At 46.8% G+C, this 24,410-nt stretch carries 28 protein-coding genes and 1 pseudogene; all 29 read left to right on the top strand.

Going from position 1 to position 24,410, the window contains the following annotated elements; all coding sequences use genetic code 11:
* Position 1: 1 nt before the first annotated feature.
* The 29 genes and pseudogenes from HBB17_RS19990 to HBB17_RS19850 all read left to right on the top strand — a co-directional run bounded on the left by HBB17_RS19990 (position 2) and on the right by HBB17_RS19850 (position 24,403).
* A complete protein-coding gene (locus HBB17_RS19990; RefSeq protein ID WP_167959280.1) occupies positions 2–3,019 on the top strand; it encodes a type I restriction endonuclease subunit R in 3,018 nt (1,005 codons plus the stop codon).
* A gap of 179 nt (positions 3,020–3,198) precedes the next feature.
* Positions 3,199–3,561, top strand: coding sequence for a helix-turn-helix domain-containing protein (locus HBB17_RS19985; RefSeq protein WP_238483820.1), 363 nt, complete (start codon positions 3,199–3,201; stop codon positions 3,559–3,561).
* 17 nt (positions 3,562–3,578) lie between these two features.
* Complete coding sequence (locus HBB17_RS19980) at positions 3,579–4,253, top strand: ImmA/IrrE family metallo-endopeptidase (protein ID WP_167959278.1); 675 nt, start codon at positions 3,579–3,581, stop codon at positions 4,251–4,253.
* Between the two features lie 122 nt (positions 4,254–4,375).
* Entirely contained in the window at positions 4,376–4,564 is a 189-nt protein-coding gene (locus HBB17_RS19975; protein WP_167959084.1) for a hypothetical protein, read from the top strand.
* On the top strand, positions 4,545–4,688 hold the full coding sequence (locus tag HBB17_RS19970) for a hypothetical protein (protein WP_167959277.1): 144 nt from the start codon (positions 4,545–4,547) through the stop codon (positions 4,686–4,688). Before HBB17_RS19975 ends, HBB17_RS19970 begins: the two co-directional genes overlap by 20 nt.
* Positions 4,689–5,073: 385 nt before the next feature.
* Complete coding sequence (locus tag HBB17_RS19965) at positions 5,074–5,577, top strand: sigma-70 family RNA polymerase sigma factor (RefSeq protein ID WP_167959276.1); 504 nt, start codon at positions 5,074–5,076, stop codon at positions 5,575–5,577.
* A 91-nt stretch (positions 5,578–5,668) separates the two neighbouring features.
* On the top strand, positions 5,669–5,887 hold the full coding sequence (locus tag HBB17_RS19960; protein WP_167959275.1) for a hypothetical protein: 219 nt from the start codon (positions 5,669–5,671) through the stop codon (positions 5,885–5,887).
* Positions 5,865–6,218, top strand: a complete 354-nt coding sequence (locus tag HBB17_RS19955; RefSeq protein ID WP_167959274.1) for an rRNA biogenesis protein rrp5 — start codon at positions 5,865–5,867, stop codon at positions 6,216–6,218. Before HBB17_RS19960 ends, HBB17_RS19955 begins: the two co-directional genes overlap by 23 nt.
* Positions 6,211–7,347, top strand: coding sequence for a DUF2800 domain-containing protein (locus HBB17_RS19950; protein ID WP_167959273.1), 1,137 nt, complete (start codon positions 6,211–6,213; stop codon positions 7,345–7,347). The genes HBB17_RS19955 and HBB17_RS19950 overlap by 8 nt, the downstream gene beginning before the upstream one ends.
* 4 nt (positions 7,348–7,351) lie before the next feature.
* Positions 7,352–7,900: a DUF2815 family protein gene (locus tag HBB17_RS19945; protein WP_102266094.1), complete on the top strand. Its 549-nt coding sequence runs from the start codon at positions 7,352–7,354 to the stop codon at positions 7,898–7,900.
* Between the two features lie 76 nt (positions 7,901–7,976).
* Positions 7,977–8,168, top strand: a complete 192-nt coding sequence (locus HBB17_RS19940; protein WP_167959272.1) for a hypothetical protein — start codon at positions 7,977–7,979, stop codon at positions 8,166–8,168.
* 58 nt (positions 8,169–8,226) lie between these two features.
* Positions 8,227–10,215 carry a DNA polymerase gene (locus HBB17_RS19935; RefSeq protein ID WP_167959271.1) on the top strand — a complete coding sequence of 663 codons (1,989 nt, stop codon included), beginning with the start codon at positions 8,227–8,229 and terminating at the stop codon, positions 10,213–10,215.
* Between the two features lie 90 nt (positions 10,216–10,305).
* Positions 10,306–10,659, top strand: a complete 354-nt coding sequence (locus tag HBB17_RS19930) for a DUF7768 domain-containing protein (protein ID WP_167959270.1) — start codon at positions 10,306–10,308, stop codon at positions 10,657–10,659.
* Positions 10,652–11,272, top strand: a complete 621-nt coding sequence (locus tag HBB17_RS19925; protein ID WP_167959083.1) for a PDDEXK family nuclease — start codon at positions 10,652–10,654, stop codon at positions 11,270–11,272. The genes HBB17_RS19930 and HBB17_RS19925 overlap by 8 nt, the downstream gene beginning before the upstream one ends.
* Complete coding sequence (locus HBB17_RS19920; RefSeq protein ID WP_167959269.1) at positions 11,272–13,620, top strand: virulence-associated E family protein; 2,349 nt, start codon at positions 11,272–11,274, stop codon at positions 13,618–13,620. The genes HBB17_RS19925 and HBB17_RS19920 overlap by 1 nt, the downstream gene beginning before the upstream one ends.
* Positions 13,621–13,773: 153 nt before the next feature.
* Entirely contained in the window at positions 13,774–14,055 is a 282-nt protein-coding gene (locus tag HBB17_RS19915; RefSeq protein WP_167959268.1) for a VRR-NUC domain-containing protein, read from the top strand.
* Positions 14,036–15,391 (top strand): SNF2-related protein, encoded by a 1,356-nt coding sequence (locus HBB17_RS19910; RefSeq protein ID WP_167959267.1) that lies wholly within the window; start codon positions 14,036–14,038, stop codon positions 15,389–15,391. The genes HBB17_RS19915 and HBB17_RS19910 overlap by 20 nt, the downstream gene beginning before the upstream one ends.
* The gene (locus tag HBB17_RS19905) at positions 15,388–15,612 is read left to right on the top strand and encodes a hypothetical protein (protein WP_167959266.1); all 225 of its coding nucleotides are present in this window, start codon (positions 15,388–15,390) and stop codon (positions 15,610–15,612) included. The genes HBB17_RS19910 and HBB17_RS19905 overlap by 4 nt, the downstream gene beginning before the upstream one ends.
* Positions 15,609–16,034: a DUF1492 domain-containing protein gene (locus HBB17_RS19900; protein WP_167959265.1), complete on the top strand. Its 426-nt coding sequence runs from the start codon at positions 15,609–15,611 to the stop codon at positions 16,032–16,034. The genes HBB17_RS19905 and HBB17_RS19900 overlap by 4 nt, the downstream gene beginning before the upstream one ends.
* Positions 16,035–16,177: 143 nt before the next feature.
* The gene (locus HBB17_RS19895; protein ID WP_167959264.1) at positions 16,178–16,537 is read left to right on the top strand and encodes an HNH endonuclease; all 360 of its coding nucleotides are present in this window, start codon (positions 16,178–16,180) and stop codon (positions 16,535–16,537) included.
* Positions 16,538–16,660: 123 nt separating this feature from the next.
* Complete coding sequence (locus HBB17_RS19890; RefSeq protein WP_102266077.1) at positions 16,661–17,209, top strand: terminase; 549 nt, start codon at positions 16,661–16,663, stop codon at positions 17,207–17,209.
* Positions 17,210–17,211: 2 nt separating this feature from the next.
* The gene (locus tag HBB17_RS19885) at positions 17,212–17,994 is read left to right on the top strand and encodes a methionine adenosyltransferase (RefSeq protein WP_167959262.1); all 783 of its coding nucleotides are present in this window, start codon (positions 17,212–17,214) and stop codon (positions 17,992–17,994) included.
* An 11-nt stretch (positions 17,995–18,005) separates the two neighbouring features.
* Entirely contained in the window at positions 18,006–19,271 is a 1,266-nt protein-coding gene (locus tag HBB17_RS19880) for a site-specific DNA-methyltransferase (protein ID WP_167959261.1), read from the top strand.
* On the top strand, positions 19,264–21,081 hold the full coding sequence (locus HBB17_RS19875; RefSeq protein ID WP_167959260.1) for a DNA cytosine methyltransferase: 1,818 nt from the start codon (positions 19,264–19,266) through the stop codon (positions 21,079–21,081). Before HBB17_RS19880 ends, HBB17_RS19875 begins: the two co-directional genes overlap by 8 nt.
* 101 nt (positions 21,082–21,182) lie before the next feature.
* Positions 21,183–21,902, top strand: coding sequence for a virulence protein (locus HBB17_RS19870; RefSeq protein ID WP_167959259.1), 720 nt, complete (start codon positions 21,183–21,185; stop codon positions 21,900–21,902).
* Positions 21,886–22,101: pseudogene (locus HBB17_RS20760) on the top strand (DUF4314 domain-containing protein); the annotation flags it as partial. The gene HBB17_RS19870 and the pseudogene HBB17_RS20760, both read left to right, overlap by 17 nt.
* A 163-nt stretch (positions 22,102–22,264) precedes the next feature.
* Entirely contained in the window at positions 22,265–22,444 is a 180-nt protein-coding gene (locus HBB17_RS19860; protein WP_044036341.1) for a DUF5049 domain-containing protein, read from the top strand.
* Between the two features lie 2 nt (positions 22,445–22,446).
* Complete coding sequence (locus HBB17_RS19855) at positions 22,447–22,686, top strand: DUF7678 domain-containing protein (protein WP_167959257.1); 240 nt, start codon at positions 22,447–22,449, stop codon at positions 22,684–22,686.
* Positions 22,687–22,834: 148 nt separating this feature from the next.
* Complete coding sequence (locus tag HBB17_RS19850; protein ID WP_167959348.1) at positions 22,835–24,403, top strand: terminase TerL endonuclease subunit; 1,569 nt, start codon at positions 22,835–22,837, stop codon at positions 24,401–24,403.
* The last annotated feature ends 7 nt before the right edge of the window (positions 24,404–24,410 follow it).

Below are 24,410 nucleotides of genomic sequence, written 5' to 3'. Positions count from 1 at the left end.
TATGGCAATAGATACAAAAGAACGAACATTCGAGGAAGAAATCGAATACTGCCTTACTTCGACCGGGAAAAAGTCAGAAAAATATGTAAAAGGAAATCCTACTGATTTTGACCGTAAAATGGCAATGGATAAAAAAGCAGTGATTGCTTTTGTGAAAGATACGCAGCCGGATAAATGGAATGATCTGTGTAAAAGGCACGGAGCGGATGTAGAAGAAGGATTCATAAAGCGGTTAAATGATGAATTGAACAATCGCGGAATGATAGATGTGTTGCGCCATGGGATTACGGATTTGGGTGTTGAAGTTCGTCTTGCCTTCTTTAAACCGGGCAGTGGAATGAATAAGTCTGCAACGGCATTGTATGAAAAGAATGTATTGCAAATTACCAGACAGGTAAAATACAGCGATGCAAATGAAAATTCCATTGATTCCGTAATCTTTCTGAATGGTCTTCCGATTATAACAATTGAATTGAAAAATCCACTCACTGGGCAGACTTTCAGAAATGCGATTGCACAATACCAGAATGACAGAAATCCCCGTGAAGCATTGCTTACCTTTAAGAAAAGAGCATTGGTACATTTTGCTGTAGATACAGAAGAAGTCTGGATGACTACCAAGCTGCAGAGACTGGACACGGTATTTATTCCGTTTAACAGAGGCTTCAATAACGGAGCGGGAAATCCTACGATTCGTGGTGATTATCGCACCTCATATCTTTGGAAGAAAATACTGCAAAAGGACAGTTTGCTTGATATCTTACACCGATTCGTTCAACTGAAGAAGGATGAGAATACAGGCAAAGAAAAGCTGATATTCCCTCGTTATCATCAGCTGGATGCTGTCAGATACTTGATTTCACAGGTTTATGAAAACGGATGCGGAGGCAATTATCTGATTCAGCATTCAGCAGGTTCAGGCAAGTCTAACTCTATTGCATGGCTTGCACATCATTTGGAAAACTTGCATGATGCCAATGACGAAGTGGTATTTCACAGCATTATCGTAATTACAGACCGTAAAGTGCTGGATAAGCAACTGCAGCGTGACATCTTTAATATGGAACATAAAGCCGGAGTTGTCATGCGTGTGGATAAGAATGCACGTCAACTGACCACAGCATTGGAAAAAGGTGAGAGAATCATTATCTGTACATTGCAAAAATTCCCGTTCGTAGACGTACAAAAGGTAGCAACAGAGGGAAAGCGTTTTGCAATTATCGTGGATGAGGCACATTCTTCCCAGAGTGGTAAAGCAAGTGAGCGATTGAAAGAGGTGCTTGCAGATATCTCTGATCAGGGCGAGGATGCAGTGGAAAAGAAGCTGCATGAGTTTGCGATAGAAGAATCCAAAATTGAAGCGGAGGAACAGGATGCAGATGAAGAATTAGCTGATGAAATCAAGGCAGAGATGGCAGCACACGGTCAGCAGAAGAATCTATCTTTCTTTGCGTTTACCGCTACTCCGAAGCAGAAAACATTGGAAATATTCGGAAGAAAGGGCGCGAACGGAAAGCCAGAGCCTTGTCATGTTTATAGTATGAGGCAGGCGATTGAAGAAGGATTCATTTTTGATGTTCTCGAAAACTATACAACCTATAAGACTTATTTCCAATTAGGTAAGAAGATATCTGATGATCCTATGTATGGGAAAGGACAAGCGAATAAGGCTCTTGGCAAATACATGAGTTTACATCCACATAATCTTGCACAGAAGACGGAGATTATCATTGAACATTTTCGTAGTCAGGTAAAGAACCGTATTGGCGGCCGTGCAAAAGCCATGTTGGTGACAGGCTCCAGACTTCATGCTGTACGCTATTACTTTGAATTCCTTAAGTATATTAAAAAGATGGGATATACAGACTTGGGTGTTCTAGTTGCTTTCTCTGGCACAGTGAAAGATAATATCACTGGAGAAATCAAGGAGTACACAGAGGAAAATATTAATAATATTCCTGAAAGCCAGTTGCCGGAGAAATTTGAGTCTGCGGAATATCAGTTGTTGCTTGTAGCGGAAAAATATCAGACGGGATTTGACCAGCCACTGTTACATACTATGTATGTGGATAAGAAGTTGTCTGGGGTAAAAGCGGTACAGACACTCTCCCGTATCAACCGCACCTGTCCGGGTAAAATTGATACCTTTGTATTAGATTTTGTTAATACCCGTGAAGAAATAGCAAAAGCCTTTCAGGATTATTATGTTTCTACTACGGTTGCAGAGACAACAGACCCGAATGTGATTTATGATGTAAAAAATGTTCTGGATAGCTTTATGCTTTATACCGATAAGGAAATCGATGCTTTTGCAAAAGTTTTCTTTAAGGAAAGAAAAAAGCAGGGCAACATCGACTTAGGCAAACTCAATTCTTTTGTAGACCCGGTTGTAGATAGATATAAAGCATTAGATGATAAACAGGACAAATTGGATTTCAAATCATCTCTTACGAAGTTCATCAGGCTTTATGCATTCCTCACGCATATTATTAGCCTTGGAGATGAGAATCTGCATAAGTTCTATGCTTTTGCAAAATGTCTGCTGAGAAAGCTACCAAAGGATGGTGGCGAACACGTGCCAAATCTGGACAGCGATGTTAGCCTTCAATATTATCGTGTACAAAAAGCATATGAAGGTTCTATTAAGCTGGATGACGAGGAAGGTGTACTTAATAATAAAACTTCGGGGACTGGGTTGCCCTTGGAAGATGAGAAAGATAAATTGTCGGAAATTATCAAAAGTCTGAATGAGCGATTGGGAACAAACTTTACTGAAATGGATAAGGTTCTGGAACAGCTGGTTCAAGATATGTCCTCAAATCAGGAGATGATTCTTCGCTCTAAGAATACCTTGGATCTCTTCAAAATTATCTATGATGAAAATATCATGGATGTAGTATTGGGACGAATGACCAAGAACCAAGAGTTCTGTGAGAAGTATTTGGAGGATGAGGAATTCCGTAAGGAAGTGGATAAAATACTACTTCCGCTTGTGCATGAAAGGCTTTCAAAAATATAGTGTTACCCTATTGAAGCAGTGGTTTTAAATAATCGCTGCTTCTTTTTATGTAAATAATTTGTGAATGTTCGCTGAAATGCGTACAAGCGTATTGACAAAGGAAAGGAAATCGGATATAATGTACTCATGTTAGCGAACATAATAACTTAGAAAGGGGTATCGCTATGAATGAAAATGAAATGGCTTTTGGAAAGTTCATAGAAGAAAGGCGAAAAGCATTAGGTCTTACACTCCGTGGCTTTGCTGCTGAGTTAGACATTGCACCTGCATATATGAGTGATATTGAAAAAGGACGCCGCTACCCGCCAGACAAGAAACTGGATGAAATAGCACAAATCCTTAAACTGAATGAGACTGAAAAGAACTCCATGCTTGATTTAGCTGCAATGGCAAAGACCAAAACTGTATCTTCTGATCTTCCGGAATATATTATGGAAAAAGACCTTGCCAGAGTTGCACTACGCAGAGCAAGAGATGGAAAGTTATCTGATGAGGGATGGCAGGAAGTCATCGACCTCATTGACAAGAAAATCGGTGAGTAAGGATTGGGGGTATCAATTTGTATCATGAATATACACCAGAGCGGTTAGAAAAGAAGGCAATTGAAATTCTATCTGTTTATAATGATGGAGAACTGCTAAAACAGCCAATGGCAATGGATGTGGATCATTTTGCGGAATTTTATCTCAAAGCAACAATCGATTTTGCAAATCTGTCTCAGGATGGGTTGACATTAGGTTGCACTTGTTTCAATGATGGGATTCTGATGGTATGGGACGATGAAAGAGAGAAAGAATATCCTATTGATGTTGAAAAAGGATATATTTTCATAGATAATAGAGTCTTGGAATATGAGGTGGAAGGGCGTGTGCGGTTTACCATCATTCACGAATGTTCCCACTGGATTTTGCATAAGAGATTCTATTATCAGAAGCCGGGATGCCCTATACCAAAACTTAATTGTTCTGTTTATCATATTGAAAATTGGTCGAAACGTCCTCCCATGTCAGATGAAGATATCCGGGAATGGCAAGCGAACCGATTGGGCGCAGCACTTATTATGCCAGCACCTACTGTAAAAATGCTTATGGCAAGTAAACTTAATATGACAGTAGAAAAATTATCAGCTGTTTATGTATCAGAGCAATTTGTACAGGAAATGGCAGATACATTTAATGTATCAAAATCTGCGATGATGAAAAGATTGAGAGATTTAGATTTACTGCTCCAGTAAAATGGGAGGACTCTTCCCAGTGACGGGTTCTCTTATATTTTTATAGATATGTTCGCAAATAAGCGTACATAATCACGATAAGGAGGTGGTGCCTATGAGTAAACAGGAAAGGAGGATGCCGTATGAATAAAATGAAATGCCCCTGCTGTGGGAAAAGAGCGTTTGACATTTCAAGGCTGCCTAAAGAGCAGATTGAGATAGAACTGAAGTGTCCGAACTGTCACAAGTTTGTAAAAATACCTTGTGTTGCAGATTCGTGCCTCAGTATTTCAAGAGAAGGAGGTAATCGTTATGGCAAAGCATACATGTAAGCAGACTTCAAAGTCTGTTGCGAGTAAAGCATCTTCCATTTTACGAGATGGAAGAACCAGTGCAAAGACGAAGTCTGTTGCAGCCAGTGCGTTAGCACAGACGAAATCAACAAAGAAGAAATAACCATAGTACAGGTTAACCATACCGAGCAACGGAGCCAAGTAGGAGCTACCAAATGGCCGGATGATTTACAGAGCGAAAACTTTGTAGTCATCCGGCTTTTTTATTTTTAAAAGAGTTACGTTTGTAGTGACGATAAAGACACAATTCAATAAAATTCAATCCGCATATGCGGAAAAAAAATAATATCACAAGGCCTGATTAGCTATAGGGCATTGGGATACAAATATCGAGCCAACCGCAGCGAAAGCTGTGGAAGGTGCGATAGAGGTACCCTTATTTCCCTATGCTCATTTTCAGGCAATACGGGTCGGTACTTCTAAAGCACCGGCCCATTTTGTATCCCTTGCTCTTCCGCAAGAGTCAGGCGGAAAGGCAGGGACTTTAAATGAGAAAGTTCAAAACAGCGGAGAAGAACCGCACCAATTATGTTTATTACACAGCAGAAGGAAAGCCGATTGTCATTACTCCGGGAATGACTGGTGCAGACGGCAAGGCATTAACCGAGAACCTTATTACTATGCTCCACGGTTGGGATGACGATGATGTGGATGCACAGCGTAGAGAGGCATATCACTGTCCGGTTCACTTGGACGGCTACCACGATGGGTACGGCGACGATACGGATGACCGCAACCCATACCTTGAGGACGATACCTACAATCCTCTGCAGCAGATTCTCACTTCTATCGCAAACGAGGAGCGTTCCGTTCGTATGGAAAAGCTGAAGGTGGCTCTTTCGGAACTGACGGACAAGCAGAAGGATACCGTTATCAAGAAGTTCTATCGTGGCATGACCAACGTGCAGATTGCAGCAGAAGAAGGTGTTTCAGAGGCAGCCATCCGTAACAGGCTCACGAAGATTTACGCAACGCTGAAAAAGAAAATTTAAAAAAGTTTGATTTGAGGGGGTTCGATTCCCCCTCATTTTTCGCTTATGGACAGAGGGGTGAGAAAAACTCCTCGGAAAGGAGCCAAGTGCAATGGTAAAACACAAAATCTCTATTAACATTGCAAAACCCGGCGGCACACCTTCTCCGGTAGTCCGAAGCGGAACGATGCAGATTCGCAAGAGAATACTTGATTTTCTCTTTGGTCAGCAGGTAAACGTCCTTGTTCTGTCCCCCGGCGACTCGGTGCAGACTGTCGAGATTCACGAACTGAAAGGAGGCGAAAACCATGACAAACGCAAACAAGTTTAACCTGCTCCTTGATGTGGTGAAGCTGATGCACTCGTTGGCAGACGGACTGGAGGCTGTGGCTTATGCATTCGCAGACAGCCAGGAAATCTTCGTTGAAGCCAAGGAAGTGTCGAAGCCTGTCGAAACAGGACAACCCACAAAACAGATAGCAGCAGAAAAAACACCTTCATTGGCAGATGTCCGTGCCGTGCTTGCGGTAAAAACGCAGAACGGAATGACAGCCGAGGTCAAGGGTCTGATTACCAAGTACGGTGGCACCAAGTTGTCAGATGTGGACCCGAAGCATTACGCAGACCTTATTAAGGATGCGGAGGTGCTTGGCAATGGGTAATCACGCACTTCTTTCTCCTTCCAGTTCCCACAGGTGGTTATCGTGTACACCGAGTGCAGTCCTGGAAACGGAGTTTGAAAACAAGAGCAGTAACGCTGCTGAAGAAGGTACCGCCTTTCATGCACTGTGCGAACACAAGCTGAAGAAGGCGCTCCGCAGACGCAGTAAAAGACCCGTTTCCGCATTTAACACCGATGAGATGGAAGAACACTCTGACGGCTATGTGGAGTTTGTGTTGGAGCAACTTGAAAAAGCAAAGCAGACCTGCCCTGATCCACTGGTGCTGATTGAGCAGAAGGTTGACCTATCGGATTTTGTACCGGGGTCGTATGGAACGGCAGACTGTCTTATGGTTTCAGACGATACCCTGCACATTATTGATGCGAAGTACGGACTCGGAGTCCTTGTGGATGCGGAACGAAATACGCAGCTCATGTGTTACGGCATCGCAGCCCTTGGTGTCTATGAAAGCCTGTATGACATCAAAGAAGTTTCCCTCTCAATATTCCAGCCAAGACGTGAGAATGTTCAAACGTGGACGGTATCCGTGGAGGAGTTGAAGGATTGGGCGGAAAACGAACTGAAACCCAAGGCACAAATGGCTGCCAAGGGCGAAGGCGAATATTGTCCCGGAGAGTGGTGTCAGTTCTGCCGTGCAGCGGTCAAGTGCCGTGCAAGGGCAGCAGAAAAACTCCGTATTGCAGAGGAAGAATTCAAACTACCACCTTTATTTACTGATGAAGAGATTGAATCCATTCTTCCGATGTTGCCGGATATCACCAAGTGGGCAAACGAAATCAGTGCTTATGCCCTGGAGGCGGCACTAAACCACGGTAAGCAGTGGAGCGGGTTCAAGGTTGTGGAAGGTCGTTCTAACCGTAAGTTTTCCGATGAGGATGCGGTGGCGGCGGCAGCCAAGGAACACGGTTACACAGATATTTACCGTCAGAGTCTTATCACGCTGACCGAAATGCAGAAGCTGATGGGCAAAAAGCAGTTCGAGGAAATCCTGGGCGGCCTCGTAATCAAACCACCCGGAAAGCCTACCCTCGTTCCCCTTTCGGATAAGAGGCAGGCAATGAATGTTTCAGACGCAAAAAACGAATTCAATGAAATTATGGAGGATTAATATTATGGCAAACGTAAACAGAACTAAGGTTATCACTGGCAAGAACACTCGTCTTTCTTACTTCCACGGCTGGGAGCCTGTCAGCATCAATGGCGGTGCTGAAAAATATTCCGTATCTGTGCTGATTCCGAAGGACGATACCGAAACCATCAACGCTATCAACGCTGCGGTGGATGCTGCGATTGAGGAGGGCATCGCCAAGTTCGGCGGCAAGAAGCCTAACAAGGGTGCTATCAAGTTGCCTCTTCGTGATGGCGATGTTGAGCGTGACGATGACGCCTATAAGGGTCATTACTTCGTGAACGCCAACAGCACCACTGCACCTCAGATTGTGGACAAGGCTGTGAAGCCTATCCTTGACCGTGACGAGGTCTACTCCGGCTGTTATGCAAGAGTGTCCTTGAACTTCTATGCATTTAACTCCAACGGCAATCGCGGTGTTGCCTGTGGTCTTGGCAACATCCAGAAAATCCGTGACGGTGAGTATCTCGGCGGCCGTACTTCCGCAACCGATGACTTCTCCACTGTTGAGGATGACGATTTCCTGGCTTAAGTGTAACCCCTGGCAGGCGGTGTGAAATACCACCGTCTGCCTCAAACGAAAATTACGAAATACGAGGTAAAACGATATGAACGAATTATACGAATTTATGAAACAGGTCGATGTGATTGTGCTTTTCTGCCTGATCTACGGTCTTGCCATCAACGGCATCGTGTGGACGGTATGTGAGGTTATCCGCTTTATCGTTAAGAAGGTCAAAGCCTTCCGTGAAAAGCGTAAGCAGAAAAAGGCTGCACAGAATGAAGATGTGACCGAGTAAACATGACGGGCGGCGGAGGATATTCTTCTGCCGCCTTTGTCATAGAAAGGAATGTGCTATGAAAGTATTAAGTATTGATATTGAAACCTTCTCCTCGGTCAATCTGCAAAAATGTGGTGTTTACAAATACGCAGAGAGCGAGGATTTTGAAATATTGCTGTTCGGCTATGCCGTGGACGGTGGTGCGGTGCAGGTGGTCGACCTTGCCTGTGGGGAGAAAATCCCGGCAGAGATTATTGAGGCACTGACCGATGATGCCGTTATAAAAACCGCGTTTAATGCTGCTTTTGAGAGGGTGTGTCTGTCCAGGTACTTATCTGATATGGGTGTAAGCCTTGACCCGTTCCATGACAATCATCCGTTGTCACAGGAGTGCGCCCGTTACTTAAATCCGGCAAGCTGGCACTGCACCATGATTTGGTCGGCAACCCTGGGTTTGCCTCTTTCCCTTGAAGGTGTCGGTGCTGTGCTTGGACTGGAAAAACAGAAGCTGACCGAGGGTAAATCCTTAATCAAATACTTCTGCGTTCCCTGTGCGCCGACCAGGACAAACGGTGGCCGTACAAGAAATCTGCCACAGCATGATATGGAAAAATGGCAGCAGTTTAAGGCGTACAACCTCCGTGACGTGGAGACGGAGATGGGCATCCAGGCAAAGCTGTCCCGTTTTCCTGTGCCGGATAGGATTTGGGATGAATACCATGTGAGCGAAGAAATCAATGACCGTGGTATAGGCGTGGATATGGTTCTTGTAAAAGAGGCTATTGAAATCGACAGTAAAAGCCGTGACCGTCTGACTTCCAAAATGCAGGATATGACAAATCTCGACAATCCCAACTCCGTGCAGCAGATGAAAATGTGGCTGTCGGATAACGGTATGGAGATGGAGAGCCTCGGCAAAAAGGAAGTGGCGGCGGCAATCAAAACAGCGCCACAGGATATTACCGATGTGCTGTCCTTACGTCAACAGCTTGCCAAGAGCAGTGTGAAAAAGTATACGGCGATGGAAAACGCCGTCTGCAAGGATAACCGTGCAAGAGGGATGTTCCAGTTTTACGGAGCCAACCGAACCGGAAGATTTGCGGGAAGGCTGATTCAGTTACAGAACCTTCCTCAAAATCACATGGAAGATCTGGCAGAGGCTCGTGGTCTTGTGCGTAGCGGAAATTATGATGCCCTGGAACTTTTATATGAAGATATCCCCGATACCCTGTCACAGCTTATCCGTACTGCCTTTGTGCCGCAGAAGGACAGAAAATTTATCGTAGCAGACTTTTCTGCCATTGAGGCGAGGGTTCTTGCGTGGCTTGCGGGAGAACAGTGGCGTCTTCGTGTGTTTGAGGAAGGCAAAGACATCTATTGCAGCAGTGCCAGTCAGATGTTTGGTGTTCCGGTTGAAAAGCACGGCGTGAACGGACACCTCCGTCAAAAGGGAAAAATCGCGGAACTCGCCCTCGGCTACGGGGGTTCGGTCGGTGCCTTGAAAGCAATGGGTGCCCTTGAGATGGGTCTTACGGAGGAGGAACTTCAGCCTCTTGTATCTGCATGGAGAAATGCCAATCCGATGATAACCAGGCTGTGGTGGGATATCGACCGTGCCGTAAAGACCTGCGTGAAAGAAAAAAGCAGAACGGAAACCCACGGCATTGTATTTCACTATCAGAGTGGATTTCTGTTTCTGACCTTACCGTCCGGCAGACAGCTTGCCTATGTGAAACCACGCATGGGAGAGAATCAGTTCGGCGGCGAGGCAGTGACCTATGAAGGCGTAGGCGCAACAAAGAAGTGGGAGCGCCTGGAAAGCTACGGTCCTAAATTCACGGAGAATGTGGTGCAGGCAATTGCAAGGGATATTCTGATGTTTGCCATTCAAACTTTGAGCCACTGCGACATCGTTGCCCACGTCCACGATGAAGTTATCATCGAGTGCGACCGCAGGGTTTCCCTGGATGCCGTTTGTGAGCAGATGGGCAGGACTCCGCCCTGGGCGAAAGGCTTACTTCTTCGTGCAGACGGATACGAATGCGATTTTTACAAAAAAGATTAAAATTAGGGGGTTCGATTCCATCGGATTCTTCGCTTATAGGCAGAGGGATACAAGTCCTTCTGCCTATTAAATTTTTAAGGAGGATTCGATATGGACGAATTCAGAAAGTACAAACCAATGGTGTATGTGTGCAGTCCTTATTCCGGGGACACGCAGTTCAACACCGCACAGGCAAAAAAGTATAGCCGTTTTGCCTATGAACAGGGTGCAATCCCTATGACACCACATCTTCTTTATCCGCAGTTTATGTGTGATGAGAACCCTGCGGAACGCAGTGATGCGATGCATTTCAATTATGTGCTTCTTGGCAATTGCTCGGAACTTTGGGTGTTCGGCAGCAGAGTGTCCGATGGCATGGCACACGAAATCGGTATCGCAAAGAAGAGAAAGCTGACCATCCGTTGGTTCAACGAAAGCTGTGAGGAGGTGTCCGGTAATGAGTGAATTTAAAGCGGTACAGACCGAGTATAAGGGATATTTGTTCCGTTCCCGCCTGGAGGCTCGTTGGGCAGTGTTCTTTGATACCCTCGGTATCCAGTGGGAGTATGAGCCGGAAGGCATTGTCTTAAGTGACGGCACACATTATCTGCCTGACTTTTATCTCCCTGACTTCCATTGTTTCTTTGAAGTAAAGAGAAAAGGCATCCGTGGTACGGCAGAGGGCGATGCTGCCATTGCCAAAATCAGTGACGGTCAGAACCATGACAGTTGGGCGGGTATCATCGGCTTTGGTGACCCTATGGATGACGATTTGTATATCTTCTGCCAGGAAACAGACGATGGCGGCGGTGGCTGCTACGAAAACGAGATAACCATCGGTCTGCATCCGGATACCCACAAGCCGTACCTCTTTGCCTATAACGACAGGCGCGACCGCTGTTTCTTTACCCATTTCGGTGAGGACATGGGAGATGAGATGATTCCAATGCTTACCCACGAATACGGCAAGTACAGATACAACGATTTCGTAAACAGCCGTGTCCGTTATGCCCGCAAGGCGGCAAGACAGGCGCGTTTTGAATACGGGCAGACACCGAAGGTAAGGAGGGACAGATAATGAGAAGTTTATCACTTGCATACGGCAACAGCAGACAGGCAAAGACCTGGGTCAATAAAACCATCCAGTTTGATGAACTGAAGGAACGCCTGAAAGTTACCATCCGAACTCCGGAGTCGGCAGAAGAATACGCAAAGATGAACAAGGTGCAGCGTGATCTGGCAAAAGACCACGGTGGATTTGTGGGTGGCGTTCTCAAAGGCGGTCGCAGAAAAATCGACACTGTGGAATCACGCTCTATGCTTTCTCTTGACGGTGACCGCATTACAAAGGAATTTTTAGAGGGGTTTGAAGCTACCTTCCCATATACCTCTGTGCTTTACACCACGCACAGCAGCACGGAAGAAAATCCGAGGGCAAGAATTGTCTGCCCTCTGACCCGTGATGTAACGCCGGAGGAGTTTGTTGCCGTATCCCGTTATGTGGCACAGATGCTCAGCATCGATTACTTTGACGAGTGTTCCTATCTTCCCAATCAGCTGATGTATTGGCCGTCCACTCCGCAGAACGGTGCATTTGTGTATAAGGAAACGGACGGCGGTTGGATTGACCCCGATGAAATCCTCTCTGCACATCCGGAATGGACTGACCCTACAAGACTGCCTACCTCCTCCAGGGAGAGTAAGGCAAACAGCGTAACACAACAGAAAGTGCAGGACCCACTTTCCAAGGAAGGTGTGGTAGGTCTTTTCAACCGTGTATATCATCCGATTTCCAAGGCACTGGAAACTTTCTTGTCGAATGTATATGAGCCGACCGATAACGAGAGCCGTTGGCACTTCATCCAGTCAAGCAGTATGGCAGGCGTGGAAATCAAAGAGGATAAGTTCGTCTACAGTCACCATGCCAAAGACCCTGCATACCTCAAACTTTGCAACGCTTTTGATATTGTCCGTATCCATAAGTTCGGCGATACGGATGACAAGAAATCCTTTAATGCTATGTGTGAGTTTGCCATGCAGCAGGATGATGTAAAACTCCTTGCTGCCAATGAACGTCTGGAACAGGCAAATGTGGAATTTCTCGCTGACGGTGATGAGGATTGGAAGAAAAAACTCCAGTATCAGCCAAGGTCGAGCCTTTTGGAAAACAGCGTATACAATCTGAACCTCATTCTTAATAATGACCCCGATTTCAGAAACTTTGCGTTCAATGAGATGGCAAACCGTATTCAGATAACAGGTCCTCTCCCTTGGGAGCGTCCTAAAGGAAATGCATTCTGGCGTGATGCGGATACGGCACAGCTTAAGTCCATCATTGACATCCGTTATCTGCCGTTTTCCAGTCGTAACCACGATGTTGCTTTTACCAAGGTTGCTGATGACCGACATTTCCACCCTGTCCGTGATTATCTCGACAGTCTGCCGGAGTGGGATGGTGTGAAGCGTGTGGAAGACCTCTTTATCAAATATCTGCAGGCGGATGATACGGAATATGTACGCACGGTTACAAGAAAAACCTTTGCCGCCGCCGTTGCCCGTATCTATGTTCCCGGCATCAAGTTTGACTGTGTTCCCGTGCTTGACGGTGAGCAAGGCATCGGTAAGTCCACTATTGTAAAAGACCTTGTGGGTTCAGAGTATTATTCAGAAACTCTGTCCCTTACAGATATGGATGACAAGTCCGGTGCGGAAAAACTACAGGGATTTTGGGCAGTGGAAATCGGCGAACTTGCGGGTATGAAAAAAGCCGACATTGAGAAAGTGAAAGCGTTCCTTTCTACCTGCGATGACAAATACCGTCCTTCTTACGGTCGAGTGGTGGAATCTCATCCAAGACAGTGCATTATCATTGCCACGGTTAACGGTGAGCGTGGATATCTGCGTGATATTACGGGTAACCGCCGTTTTTGGATTATCAAGGTGCATCAGAAAAAGCAGAAAAAGACCTGGAACTTTACCGACGAATACCGTCAGCAGTTCTGGGCAGAAGCCAAAGCCATCTGGAAGTCCGGTGAGAAGCTATTCCTTGAGGGCGATGTTCTTGCGGAATCTGAAAAGGTGCAGCAGTCTGCGATGGAAGTGGACGAGCGTGTTGGTATGGTGGAGGAATATCTGAATGCCTTACTGCCGACCGATTGGGACAGCATGGATTTATACCAAAGAAGGAACTTCCTGCAAGGCAGTGAGTTCGGACAGCCTGATCACAAAGGCGTGGTGGTACGCACGGAGGTCAGCAATCCGGAAATCTGGTGTGAGTGCTTTGGCAAGAATCTGCAGGAACTGAAACCTTTGGACAGCTATGCCATTGCAGCACTGATGAGTCAGATTAGCGGTTGGGAGCGAACCAATTCTATCAAGCGTCAGCCGATTTATGGCAGGCAGCGACTTTACAAATTCGGAGGTTAAGAACACAAGATTGCGACACAACACAACTATTCTCCTTATATTCGAAATGGTTGTTTTTAAGGGTAAAGGTAAAGGCACCCGTGTATAGGCGCGTAAGAAATATATAGGGAATAGTTGTGTAATTGTGTTTCTTGTGTCAGATGGGAGGCAGATATGAGAGAACAGATGATAGAGAAAAAATTCACGGACGCAGTAAAGAAAATGGGAGGTCTTGCACCGAAGTTTGTAAGTCCGGGTTTAGATGGTGTGCCAGACCGACTTGTGCTTTTTCCGATGGGGAGAATGGCCTTTGTGGAATTCAAGGCTCCTGGCAAAAAGATGCGTCCTTTACAGATAAGACGAAAAAAGCAGTTGGAGAGCTTCGGCTTTTTGGTTTACTGCGTTGACAGTGTAGAACAGATTGGAGGTGTGATTGATGCAATACAGTCCTCATGAGTATCAGACTTATGCAACGAATTTTATATTGGAACATCCGGTGGCGGCAGTTCTCCTTGAGATGGGTCTTGGCAAGAGCGTCATCACACTGACTGCCATTTACGAACTGATGCTGAATCGCTTTGAGATACAGAAGGTTTTGGTGATTGCACCTCTTCGTGTGGCAAGGGATACCTGGCCTGCGGAGATTGAAAAGTGGGAGCATCTGACGGGGCTTACCTATTCGGTGGCAATCGGTACGGAGGCAGAAAGGCTTGCAGCCTTAAGACGTCCGGCACACCTGTACTTAATCAATCGAGAAAATGTTGACTGGCTGATTACAAAAAGCGGTATCCCCTTTGATTTTGATATGGTGGTGATTGATGAGATTTCTTCTTTCAAATCCTATGCAGCAAAAAGGTTCAAAAGCCTTCTGAAAGTCAGACCGAGGGTAAAGCGTATGGTAGGTCTTACGGGTACTCCTTCCAGCAACGGTTTGATGGATTTATGGGCGGAGTTCCGTATCCTCGATATGGGTCAGAGGCTTGGCAGATACATTTCCCATTACCGAAATAATTTCTTTGTGCCGGACAAGAGAAATCAGCAGATGATTTTCTCCTACAAGCCAAGAGCAGGTGCGGAAGATGCAATTTATAAGCTGATTTCGGATATTACAATTTCTATGAAATCAGCGGATTTTCTAAAAATGCCGGAATGCATTATAAACGAAGTCCCTGTTGCCCTTTCGGAAAAAGAATGGTCAGTGTACCAAACCTTGAAGGAGGATATGGTGGTAGACCTTAAGGATGAGGAGGTTGATGCCGTAAACGCTGCAGCACTTTCCGGGAAACTTCTTCAGATGGCAAACGGTGCCGTCTACAACGAAGAAAAAGAGGTCATCCATATTCATGACCGAAAACTGGATGCCCTTGAGGATTTGATTGAGGGTGCAAACGGAAAACCTGTGCTTGTGGCATATTGGTACAACCACGATTTGCAGAGAATCAAGCAGCGTTTTTCTGTAAGGGAGATTAAGACCTCCCAGGATATCAAGGATTGGAACAACTGCGAAATTCCTGTTGCCGTTATCCACCCTGCCAGTGCAGGACACGGCTTAAATATCCAGTTTGGCGGTTCTACGATTATATGGTTTGGGTTGACCTGGTCACTGGAACTTTATCAGCAGACCAACGCCCGCTTGTGGAGACAGGGTCAAAAGAATACCGTGGTTATCCATCATATTATTGCAAAAGACACCATTGACGAGGATGTTATGAAGGCACTTCGTAAGAAGGAAAAAATCCAATCGGCACTGATTGATTCCGTAAAGGCAAGAATTGGAGGTGCTGCCCATTGACCGACCCTTATGAAAATCTTGCAAACAGCATCGTCCTATTAGCCGTAAAGGACTACAGGGATGCCCTTAAAAAACTGAAAAAATGGCCCAGAAACGAGTCAGCCAAAATCATGAAAGATGAGGTGGAGAGGTTCTTCCGCTCTGCGTGGTATAGGGAACTTACCTCAGTGGATGGAGAGTATTTAATCTCCAAATTACAAGCGGAGGTGGAAAAATCGTGAGAGTAAAGGAATACTTAGGACAGGCATACCGCCTTGACCAAAGAATCAACTCGGATATTGAGGAACTTGGGAAACTGAGAGAAATGTCGAGCAGTATTTCTTCTCCCACATGGGAGGAGCGGGTGCAGACATCGAGAAATACGGATACCCCTTTTGTACGAAGCGTTTTTAAGATTATGGAGTTGGAAGATAAAATCAACGCCGAAATCGACAACCTTGTGGAACTGAAAAAGCAGATACGCAGCGTTATTGATGAGGTTGCCAATACCGATGAGCGTATGGTCCTTCGTTACCGCTATATCCACAACCTTACCTGGGAGCAGATTGGGGATGAACTCCATGCCGACAGAACTACGGTGTACCGTTGGCATAACAGTGCCATCAACCATGTAACTATGCCGGAAAATCCAATCAAAATATAATGTCTGCACACTTTGCAACACTTTGCAACAAGATACCACAGTGGCATTTATGATATGATATAATCAGCAAAAAGCAGAATGAAACCAAGCCTTGAGGGAGCAATCCTTCAGGGCTTTTCTTATGCCCAAGGGAGGTGAAACGAGTGCCAAGAAGACCAAAGCGTCCCTGTTCTTTCCCAGGCTGTCCCAACCTAACGGACGGGAGGTTCTGTGAGGAACATGAGAAGCAGGAAAACAAACGCTACGAAACCTATGACCGTGACCCCGCTGTGCGTAAGCGTTACGGCAGAGCGTGGAAAAGGATAAGGGATTCCTATGCGGCTGCCCACCCACTGTGTGAGAGGTGTCTTAAGGAAGGTAAGTATGTACCGACCGAAGAGATACATCACAAGCTGCCGTTGTCACAGGGTGGAACTCATGCAAGAGAGAATCTGATTGCTCTCTGCAAACCGTGTCATGCAAAGATACACGCAGAAAGCGGCGACCGTTGGCATAATCACTGACCCCGGTAGGGCGGTCAAAATCTCCGGGACCTATATCCCGTGCAACGGGCGTGGGGGTTCGTGTGAAAAAATTGCGAAATCAAAAGGGTAATAAGGCCCGCAGACAGAAAGGCGGTGAGAATCGTGCCAACAAAATCGAATAACACAGGCGGCCGTGGCGGAAAACGTCCGGGTGCAGGTCGTAAGCCAAAGTCCAATCTGGAAAAGGCGCAGAACGGCAACCCCGGCGGTCGCAAACTAACGATGCTGGATATCCCCGATGTGGAAGGTATCCAGATGCCGAAACCAAATGAACTGCTCAGTGCAAAGCAGCGAGACGGAACGGAATTGAGAGCAAAGCAGATTTATGAGGATACATGGAACTGGCTCAATTCCATCGGCTGTGCGGGTTATGTTTCCCCACAGACCATTGAGCGTTACGCTATGTGTGTGGCGAGATGGCTGCAGTGCGAGGAGATGACTAATGAACTTGGATTCTTATCAAAGCATCCCACAACCGGAAAACCTGTCACCTCCCCGTTTATCAATATCGGCATCAACTATATGAACCAGGCCTCAAGGCAGTGGGACAATATCATGCAAATCGTAAAAGAAAACTGTTCCGTGGATTTTTCCGGTACCAATCCGAATGATGACCTGGAACGACTATTGCACCAACGAAAGGGGTTTTAACCATGATTGAAAAAGTAAATCCGAGCCATCCGGACAAGGTGGCAGACAGAATCGCAGGAGCCATTGTGGATCTGTCTTATGCAAAAGAACAAAATCCGAAAATCGCAGTGGAGGTTCTCATCGGTCACGGCGTGTGCCATGCCATTATTGAAACCACAGCGGATTTGGACAAGGCTGAAATCATCAGTGCCGTGCATCGCATCGCAGGTGTGATGGATACTGACATTGTTATCGTTCCACAGGATAAGCATCTGTCAAATAATCAGAAGGACGGTATTCGCTGTGGGGATAACGGTATCTTTAAGGGTATGCCTCTGACACAGGAGCAAGAGGAACTTTCCCGTATTGCCCGTGATATTTACAGCAGATGCCCTTATGACGGAAAGTACATTATGGACGGTGTTCGCCTGATCATTTGTCAAAGTAATGTGGAAACGGCAGATTTGAAGAAAATCTATTCCGGTGCGGAAATCAATCCGCTCGGTGACTGGACTGGCGGCACGGATGTGGATACAGGTGCTACCAACCGTAAACTTGGCAGTGATATGGCTAATTCCGTAACGGGTGGCGGTCTTCACGGCAAAGACCTCAGTAAGGCAGATGTGTCTGTAAATATCTATGCATTCCTGAAAGCACAGAAAACAAAACAGCCTGTGCAGCTTTGCTGTGCCATTGGAGATGACACCATTGATGGTAAGCCTTATGCGGAAATCGTAGCCATTGCACGAGAGTTCATTCAGGACATTGGCGGCTTTGAGAAGTTCGCTGAATGGGGTCTGTATTAAGGAGGGCGCATATGGGAAGAACAACTACACAAATGGAATTAGTGTCCATTTCAAAACTGGTGCCTTATGTGAATAATGCCCGCACCCATTCCCCGGAGCAGATTATGAAGCTGCGTTCCTCCCTGCGTGAATTCGGCTTTATCAATCCTGTCATCATTGATAAGAATTACGGCATCATTGCCGGACACGGCCGTGTGATGGCTGCCAAGGAGGAAGGCATCGATGAAGTGCCTTGTGTTTTCGTGGATTACCTTACCGAGGCACAGAAGAAAGCCTACATCCTTGCCGACAACCGTATGGCACTTGACGCAGGTTGGGATGAGGAAATGTTAAAAATCGAAATCGAGTCCTTGCAGGGTATGGATTTTGATATCGGTCTTGCAGGCTTTGACGATGATGAAATCGCAGACCTCTTTGCAGGAGATGATAAATCCGATGTAAAAGAGGACGATTTTGATTTGAATGATGCCTTGGAAAAGGCCGCCTTTGTGGAGCGTGGCGATGTATGGACGGTAGGCAGACATCGACTTATGTGTGGTGATGCTACAAACCCCGATGATGTGGCAACGCTGATGGATGGTAAGAAAGCCAACCTTGTGCTGACCGACCCACCGTATAATGTAGCCTTTGAAAGTTCAGACGGTCTGTCTATCAAAAACGATAAGATGGCAAGCGAGAAGTTTTATGAATTTTTGCTTTCGGCATTTCAGAACATGGCCGCTCACTTGGAAAAAGGCGGTGCCGCTTATGTGTTCCACGCTGATACGGAAGGTTTGAATTTCCGCAAAGCATTTATCGATGCAGGCTTTCATCTTTCCGGCTGTTGCATTTGGGTAAAAAATTCCCTGGTGCTTGGCAGAAGTGATTATCAGTGGCAGCACGAACCTGTGCTTTACGGTTTCCTCCAGAACGGCAAACACTACTGGAGCAAGAACGCAGGCAGAAGTCAGACCACCATTTGGAACTTCGATAAGCCAAAGAAAAATAAAAACCATCCGACTTCCAAGCCTCTTGACCTGCTTGCCTATCCGATTGGAAACTCAAGCCGTGAGAATTCCATTGTGGTGGATACTTTTGGTGGCAGTGGCTCAACGCTGATGGCTTGCGAGAGAACCAACCGTATCTGCCATACGATGGAACTGGATGAAAAGTACGCATCGGTTATCCTCCGCAGATATGTGGAAGATACGGGCGATGCAGACGGTGTCTTTGTTATCCGTAACGGTGTGCAGATACCTTTTGCAGACCTTGTGAAGGAGGTTGGTGCAGATGAATAAGAAACCTATGACCCTCGGTAGCCTCTTTGACGGCTCTGGGGGATTTCCTTTGGGAGGCTTGATTTCCGGTATTACCCCTTTGTGGGCATCGGAAGTTGAGCCTTTTCCTATTCGTGTAACAAGCAGGCGTATCCCTCAGATGAAGCACCTGGGTGATATTTCCGGTATCAATGGTGCAGAAGTTGAACCCGTGGACATCATTACCTTCGGCAGTCCCTGCCAGGACATGAGTGTGGCGGGAAAACGCAGCGGTCTTGATGGTGAGCGTTCCTGCCTGTTCTACGAAGCAATCCGAATCGTAAAAGAAATGAGGTATAAAACCAATGGTGAGTATCCAAGATACATCGTGTGGGAAAATGTCCCCGGCGCCTTCTCATCCAATGCCGGAGAAGATTTCAAAGCCGTCCTCGAAGCAGTCGCATCCGTCAAAAGCGACTATGCTGTTCCTTGCCCTCCGAAAGGGAAATGGACAGGAGCAGGAGAAATCCTGGGAGATGATTTCAGCATCGCATGGAGATGCGTTGACGCGCAGTTTTGGGGAGTTCCCCAAAGAAGAAGACGTATCTATCTTGTCGCAGATTTTAATGGTGGGTGTGCCGGAAAAATATTATTTGAGTCAGAAGGCCTGTTTAGGAATCTTGAAACGAGCCGATGCCCGTGGAAAGGAACTGCCGGAACTTCTGAAGAAAGCACTCCTGCGACAGGCATCGTCCTAAATGACCAGGGCGGCAACCGTATGGATGTCACTGATGATGTGACCTGTACCCTTCGTGCCGAGGCGCATCATCCGCCTTGTGTTATGGAGTCTGCGGGATTTTGTACGGAACACTCTGCCGACAGCCGTGGCATCGGTTATGAGGCGGAAAAATCTCCAACGCTACGAGCAGGAGTCGTTCCTGCAACCGTATATGAAAATCACTCGCAGGATACCCGATATGTGGGTCCCCTTGATGTGGCACAGACCGTGGCGGCAACCTACGGCACAGGCGGAAACAATCAGCCGTTTGTGGTAGAGCCGACAGCCTTTGGCGTTTGCTCCAAGGACAGCAACGCCATGAAATCAGCCAACCCCAACAGCGGTTTTTATAAAGCGGATACTTCACGAACCCTTGACGGCAACGGTGGAAACCCTACCTGCAATCAGGGCGGCATTGCCATTGTGGAGGGCAACGGCTCTCGTCCTTCCCACCACGGTAACGGTTATGCCGAAAGTGATGTCATGTACACCTTGAACACCGTAGACCGCCACGCCGTTGTCTATGCCATTGACCGTGAAAGTTATAACTGCGGTCAGAACTTCGCAAGGAATATGGGTATCAGTGATGAGGGTGTCAATTCCACACTGAAAGCCACGGGGCCCGATGCGGTTGCCGTTCCCACCTACTCAAGCAGCAAGGCATCGTTCTTCACTTCTGCGGAAGAGGAACTCGCCAATACTTTAGTAGCTACGGATTACAAAGACCCTCCGCTTGTCAACGATACCGATGCGGATCTGGAATACATTGTGCGTAGGCTTACCCCTACGGAATGTGCAAGGCTCCAGGGATTTCCGGATTGGTGGTGTGCTGACCTTGGTGAGAAACTTCCTTCTGAAGAGGAACTCACACGGTGGGCAGAAATCTTTGAAACACATCGTAAGATTGTGGGAACATCAAGCAAACTGAAAACACGGAAGCAGATATTCAAGTGGCTTCAGAACCCTCATTCTGACTCGGCGGAGTATAAGATGTGGGGCAACGGCGTGGCACTTCCCAATGTGGTTTATGTGCTGACTGGCATCGTATACTATACACAAAATGACGGGGTGTAAATCTACAACTATTCTCCCTTATATTTTGCACATATCACTTGCTATTTTTCGGCTTTAGAGTGATATATGTAGTACCGAAAAAACAAGGAGGTACTCACACGATGAGAATTGAATTTAATGTAACAGGCAGCGACCGCAAGGCACTGGTTACGGCGATGGCAGACATTCTGAATGTAAAACCGAAATACCTGGGTGTGCCGAGCCTGAACTACGAGGTGGATTATTTCACGGTAACCAAAGACGGTGCAGTGGAGTTTGATGACAGAGCCGACAGCGAAGAAATCGAGCAGTTGCTTGAGAGCCTTGCCGACAAAGGCTTTGTCGCAGCTCCCGCAGAAATGGCGCAGGCTTGGCTTGATGCAAGAGCCGAGGAAACGGCCGAAGAACCCGCCGAACAACCACAGGGCGAAACGGTGGGGCTTACGGTGGCGATTCCCCTTGATAAGGTGGCGGTCGGAAATCTTACGAACCTTCTGGATGCCAAGGGGGGCCTTATAAAGAAAGCCTTGGGCATTCCCGCAACACCAATCGAAATCGGCGAGGACAGGGTTTCCTTCCCTTGGTTTGGAGAGGGACTGGATGCAGACGAGGTCAAGGCTTACAGCCATTTCATTGCAGCCCTTTGTGAGATGAGCCGAAATCAGAAACGCATCAACGCTACGGAAAAAGCGGTGGACAATGAAAAATACGCATTCCGCTGTTTTCTCCTTCGCCTCGGTTTTATCGGAAACGAATACAAAACCGAGAGAAAAATCCTGCTCCGCAATCTTTCCGGCAGCAGTGCTTTCAAAGGAGGTGCCAAGAATGAGATTTCCGAATAAAGAAACGGTTGAGCGTGTAAGAAAAGCCTATCCTGTTGGATGCCGTGTGGAACTCGTCCAAATGGATGATGAGCAGGCGCCTCCGGTTGGAACAAAGGGTACGGTCAGAGGTGTGGATGACACAGCCTCCATCATGGTCAGATGGGATACAGGCTCCGGCTTGAATGTGGTGTATGGTGTCGATATTTGTCGAAAACTGGATGCAGTGACCATTACCTGCTACGGCAGCACCGAGGTTTGGGACAGCAGAAAAGAGGCTGCCGACTTCTACCTTCGTGCCATTGCAGAGTCAGAGGGCAGCGAGTGTGAACGCTATACCAAGATTTACACTGAACTGCTTATGGGCAAGGAGGTCTGCACCGATGAATAAAATCAAGGAACAGATACTCGCCATCCGAGCAACCGGACGCACCAATATGTTTGATGTTCCGATGGTGCAGTACATTGCCAACGAGATGCATTTTTACGAATTGGTGGTATACCTTGAGGAACACCGTAAGGAATACACCCACTTTATTCTGACAGGCGAAATGGAGGATTGATTATGTGGAAAGAAGGAACAATCGGCATCCCGCAAAAGGACGGCGGTTACAAGGCAGTCCACTACTGGATAAAGGTTTATGAGGAAGGCAGCCAGTTCGGTATCAACGGCGGAAAAATTAGCAAGCTGATGCTGAAACTGAATGGTGAGGTCGTTGCCAACTATGACAGAGGTTGGGACATCGAGCCTGCAACCGAAGAAGCAAACCTTGCCCTTTGCATTTTGCTGAACGAACACAATTAAAAATCCTGTAAAGGCAGGACGGAGCCGAGAGGCTCTGTTCCTCGTATACGCAAAGTCGCACCGAATATGGTGGCGGCTATTTTTTATGCCATTTTTGAGGAGGTGACGGCATTTGAGAAAACTGAAAAACTATAAGCCAACCCGCTTTATGGCGGAGGGCAGTTATTACGATAAGGATGCCGCCGACCACGCAGTATGCTTTATCGAAAAATTCTGCTGTCACACCAAAGGTACATGGGATGGAAAGCCATTTGAACTGATTGACTGGCAGGAGCAGATTATTCGAGATATCTTCGGTGTCCTAAAACCAAACGGATACAGGCAGTTCAACACAGCCTATATCGAAATCCCAAAGAAACAAGGCAAATCGGAACTGGCGGCGGCAGTGGCGTTGTATCTTTTGTGTGCTGACTTTGAGCCGGGTGCAGAAGTGTACGGCTGTGCTGCGGATAAAGACCAGGCACGAATTGTATTTGATGTTGCTTTGGAAATGGTAAGGCGAAGTCCACTGCTTAAAAATAAGATGACCATCCAGGCAAGCCAGAAGACCATGACCTACAACCCGACGGGCAGTAAATACAAGGCTCTGTCGGCGGATGTAGCCAACAAGCATGGTTTCAATACCCACGGCGTTATTTTTGATGAGTTGCATACCCAGCCAAACCGAAAGCTGTTTGATGTTATGACCAAGGGTTCCGGTGATGCAAGAATGCAGCCTCTTTACTTCCTAATCACTACGGCGGGAAACGATACGCAGTCTATCTGCTACGAAACTCACCAAAAAGCAAAGGACATCATTGAGGGGCGAAAAGTTGACCCTACATTTTATCCCGTGATTTATGGTGCAGAGGATGATGACGACTGGACTGACCCGGAGGTTTGGAAGAAAGCAAATCCTTCTCTTGGTGTAACAGTTGGAATCGATAAGGTGCAGCAGGCCTGTGAACAGGCAAAGCAGAACCCGGGTGAAGAGAACGCTTTCCGTCAGTTGAGGTTGAATCAGTGGGTTAAGCAGGCTGTCCGTTGGATGCCGATGGCAGTGTGGGATGCTTGTGCATTTCCGACCGATAAATCCGAACTGGAAGGCCGTGTCTGCTATGGCGGTCTTGACCTTTCAAGTACTACGGATATAACGGCATTTGTGTTGGTGTTTCCACCGGAAGATGAGGATGATAAATATATCATTCTGCCGTATTTTTGGATACCGGAAGATAACATCGACTTGCGTGTGCGTCGTGACCATGTGCCGTATGACATTTGGGAACGACAGGACTTGCTTATGACCACCGAGGGCAATGTAGTCCATTACGGCTACATAGAGAAATTTATCGAATCCCTGGGTGAGAAATACAATATCCGCGAAATTGCCTATGACCGTTGGGGTGCTGTGCAGATGGTACAGAACCTTGAAGGTATGGGATTTACCGTTGTTCCATTCGGGCAGGGATACAAAGATATGTCTCCGCCGACCAAAGAACTGATGAAACTTGCGATGGAGAAAAAACTGGTTCATGGTGGGCATCCGGTTCTTAGGTGGATGATGGATAACATCTACATCAAAACCGACCCTGCCGGAAACATCAAAGCAGATAAAGCCAAATCCACAGAAAAGATTGACGGTGCCGTTGCCACCATTATGGCGCTCGACCGTGCAATCCGTTGTGGCAACACCAACAGTGCTTCGGTTTATGATGACCGCGGCATTTTGTTTATTTAGGAAGGAG

This window comes from Anaerosporobacter faecicola, from assembly GCF_012070565.1.
In the GTDB taxonomy this organism is placed as follows: domain Bacteria; phylum Bacillota; class Clostridia; order Lachnospirales; family Lachnospiraceae; genus Anaerosporobacter; species Anaerosporobacter faecicola.
The sequence above is the reverse complement of the archived record's forward strand: the minus strand, read 5'-3'. Positions and strand labels throughout refer to the sequence as shown.

Bases quoted from the DNA above. Each gene is read 5' to 3' on its own strand.
- HBB17_RS19990 (WP_167959280.1), top strand. From the start codon at position 2: ATGGCAATAGATACAAAAGAACGAACATTCGAGGAAGAAATCGAATAC.
- HBB17_RS19985 (WP_238483820.1), top strand. From the start codon at position 3,199: ATGGCTTTTGGAAAGTTCATAGAAGAAAGGCGAAAAGCATTAGGTCTT.
- HBB17_RS19975 (WP_167959084.1), top strand. From the start codon at position 4,376: ATGAATAAAATGAAATGCCCCTGCTGTGGGAAAAGAGCGTTTGACATT.
- HBB17_RS19970 (WP_167959277.1), top strand. From the start codon at position 4,545: ATGGCAAAGCATACATGTAAGCAGACTTCAAAGTCTGTTGCGAGTAAA.
- HBB17_RS19965 (WP_167959276.1), top strand. From the start codon at position 5,074: ATGAGAAAGTTCAAAACAGCGGAGAAGAACCGCACCAATTATGTTTAT.
- HBB17_RS19960 (WP_167959275.1), top strand. From the start codon at position 5,669: ATGGTAAAACACAAAATCTCTATTAACATTGCAAAACCCGGCGGCACA.
- HBB17_RS19955 (WP_167959274.1), top strand. From the start codon at position 5,865: ATGACAAACGCAAACAAGTTTAACCTGCTCCTTGATGTGGTGAAGCTG.
- HBB17_RS19950 (WP_167959273.1), top strand. From the start codon at position 6,211: ATGGGTAATCACGCACTTCTTTCTCCTTCCAGTTCCCACAGGTGGTTA.
- HBB17_RS19945 (WP_102266094.1), top strand. From the start codon at position 7,352: ATGGCAAACGTAAACAGAACTAAGGTTATCACTGGCAAGAACACTCGT.
- HBB17_RS19940 (WP_167959272.1), top strand. From the start codon at position 7,977: ATGAACGAATTATACGAATTTATGAAACAGGTCGATGTGATTGTGCTT.
- HBB17_RS19935 (WP_167959271.1), top strand. From the start codon at position 8,227: ATGAAAGTATTAAGTATTGATATTGAAACCTTCTCCTCGGTCAATCTG.
- HBB17_RS19930 (WP_167959270.1), top strand. From the start codon at position 10,306: ATGGACGAATTCAGAAAGTACAAACCAATGGTGTATGTGTGCAGTCCT.
- HBB17_RS19925 (WP_167959083.1), top strand. From the start codon at position 10,652: ATGAGTGAATTTAAAGCGGTACAGACCGAGTATAAGGGATATTTGTTC.
- HBB17_RS19920 (WP_167959269.1), top strand. From the start codon at position 11,272: ATGAGAAGTTTATCACTTGCATACGGCAACAGCAGACAGGCAAAGACC.
- HBB17_RS19915 (WP_167959268.1), top strand. From the start codon at position 13,774: ATGAGAGAACAGATGATAGAGAAAAAATTCACGGACGCAGTAAAGAAA.
- HBB17_RS19910 (WP_167959267.1), top strand. From the start codon at position 14,036: ATGCAATACAGTCCTCATGAGTATCAGACTTATGCAACGAATTTTATA.
- HBB17_RS19885 (WP_167959262.1), top strand. From the start codon at position 17,212: ATGATTGAAAAAGTAAATCCGAGCCATCCGGACAAGGTGGCAGACAGA.
- HBB17_RS19880 (WP_167959261.1), top strand. From the start codon at position 18,006: ATGGGAAGAACAACTACACAAATGGAATTAGTGTCCATTTCAAAACTG.
- HBB17_RS19875 (WP_167959260.1), top strand. From the start codon at position 19,264: ATGAATAAGAAACCTATGACCCTCGGTAGCCTCTTTGACGGCTCTGGG.
- HBB17_RS19870 (WP_167959259.1), top strand. From the start codon at position 21,183: ATGAGAATTGAATTTAATGTAACAGGCAGCGACCGCAAGGCACTGGTT.
- HBB17_RS19860 (WP_044036341.1), top strand. From the start codon at position 22,265: ATGAATAAAATCAAGGAACAGATACTCGCCATCCGAGCAACCGGACGC.
- HBB17_RS19855 (WP_167959257.1), top strand. From the start codon at position 22,447: ATGTGGAAAGAAGGAACAATCGGCATCCCGCAAAAGGACGGCGGTTAC.
- HBB17_RS19850 (WP_167959348.1), top strand. From the start codon at position 22,835: ATGGCGGAGGGCAGTTATTACGATAAGGATGCCGCCGACCACGCAGTA.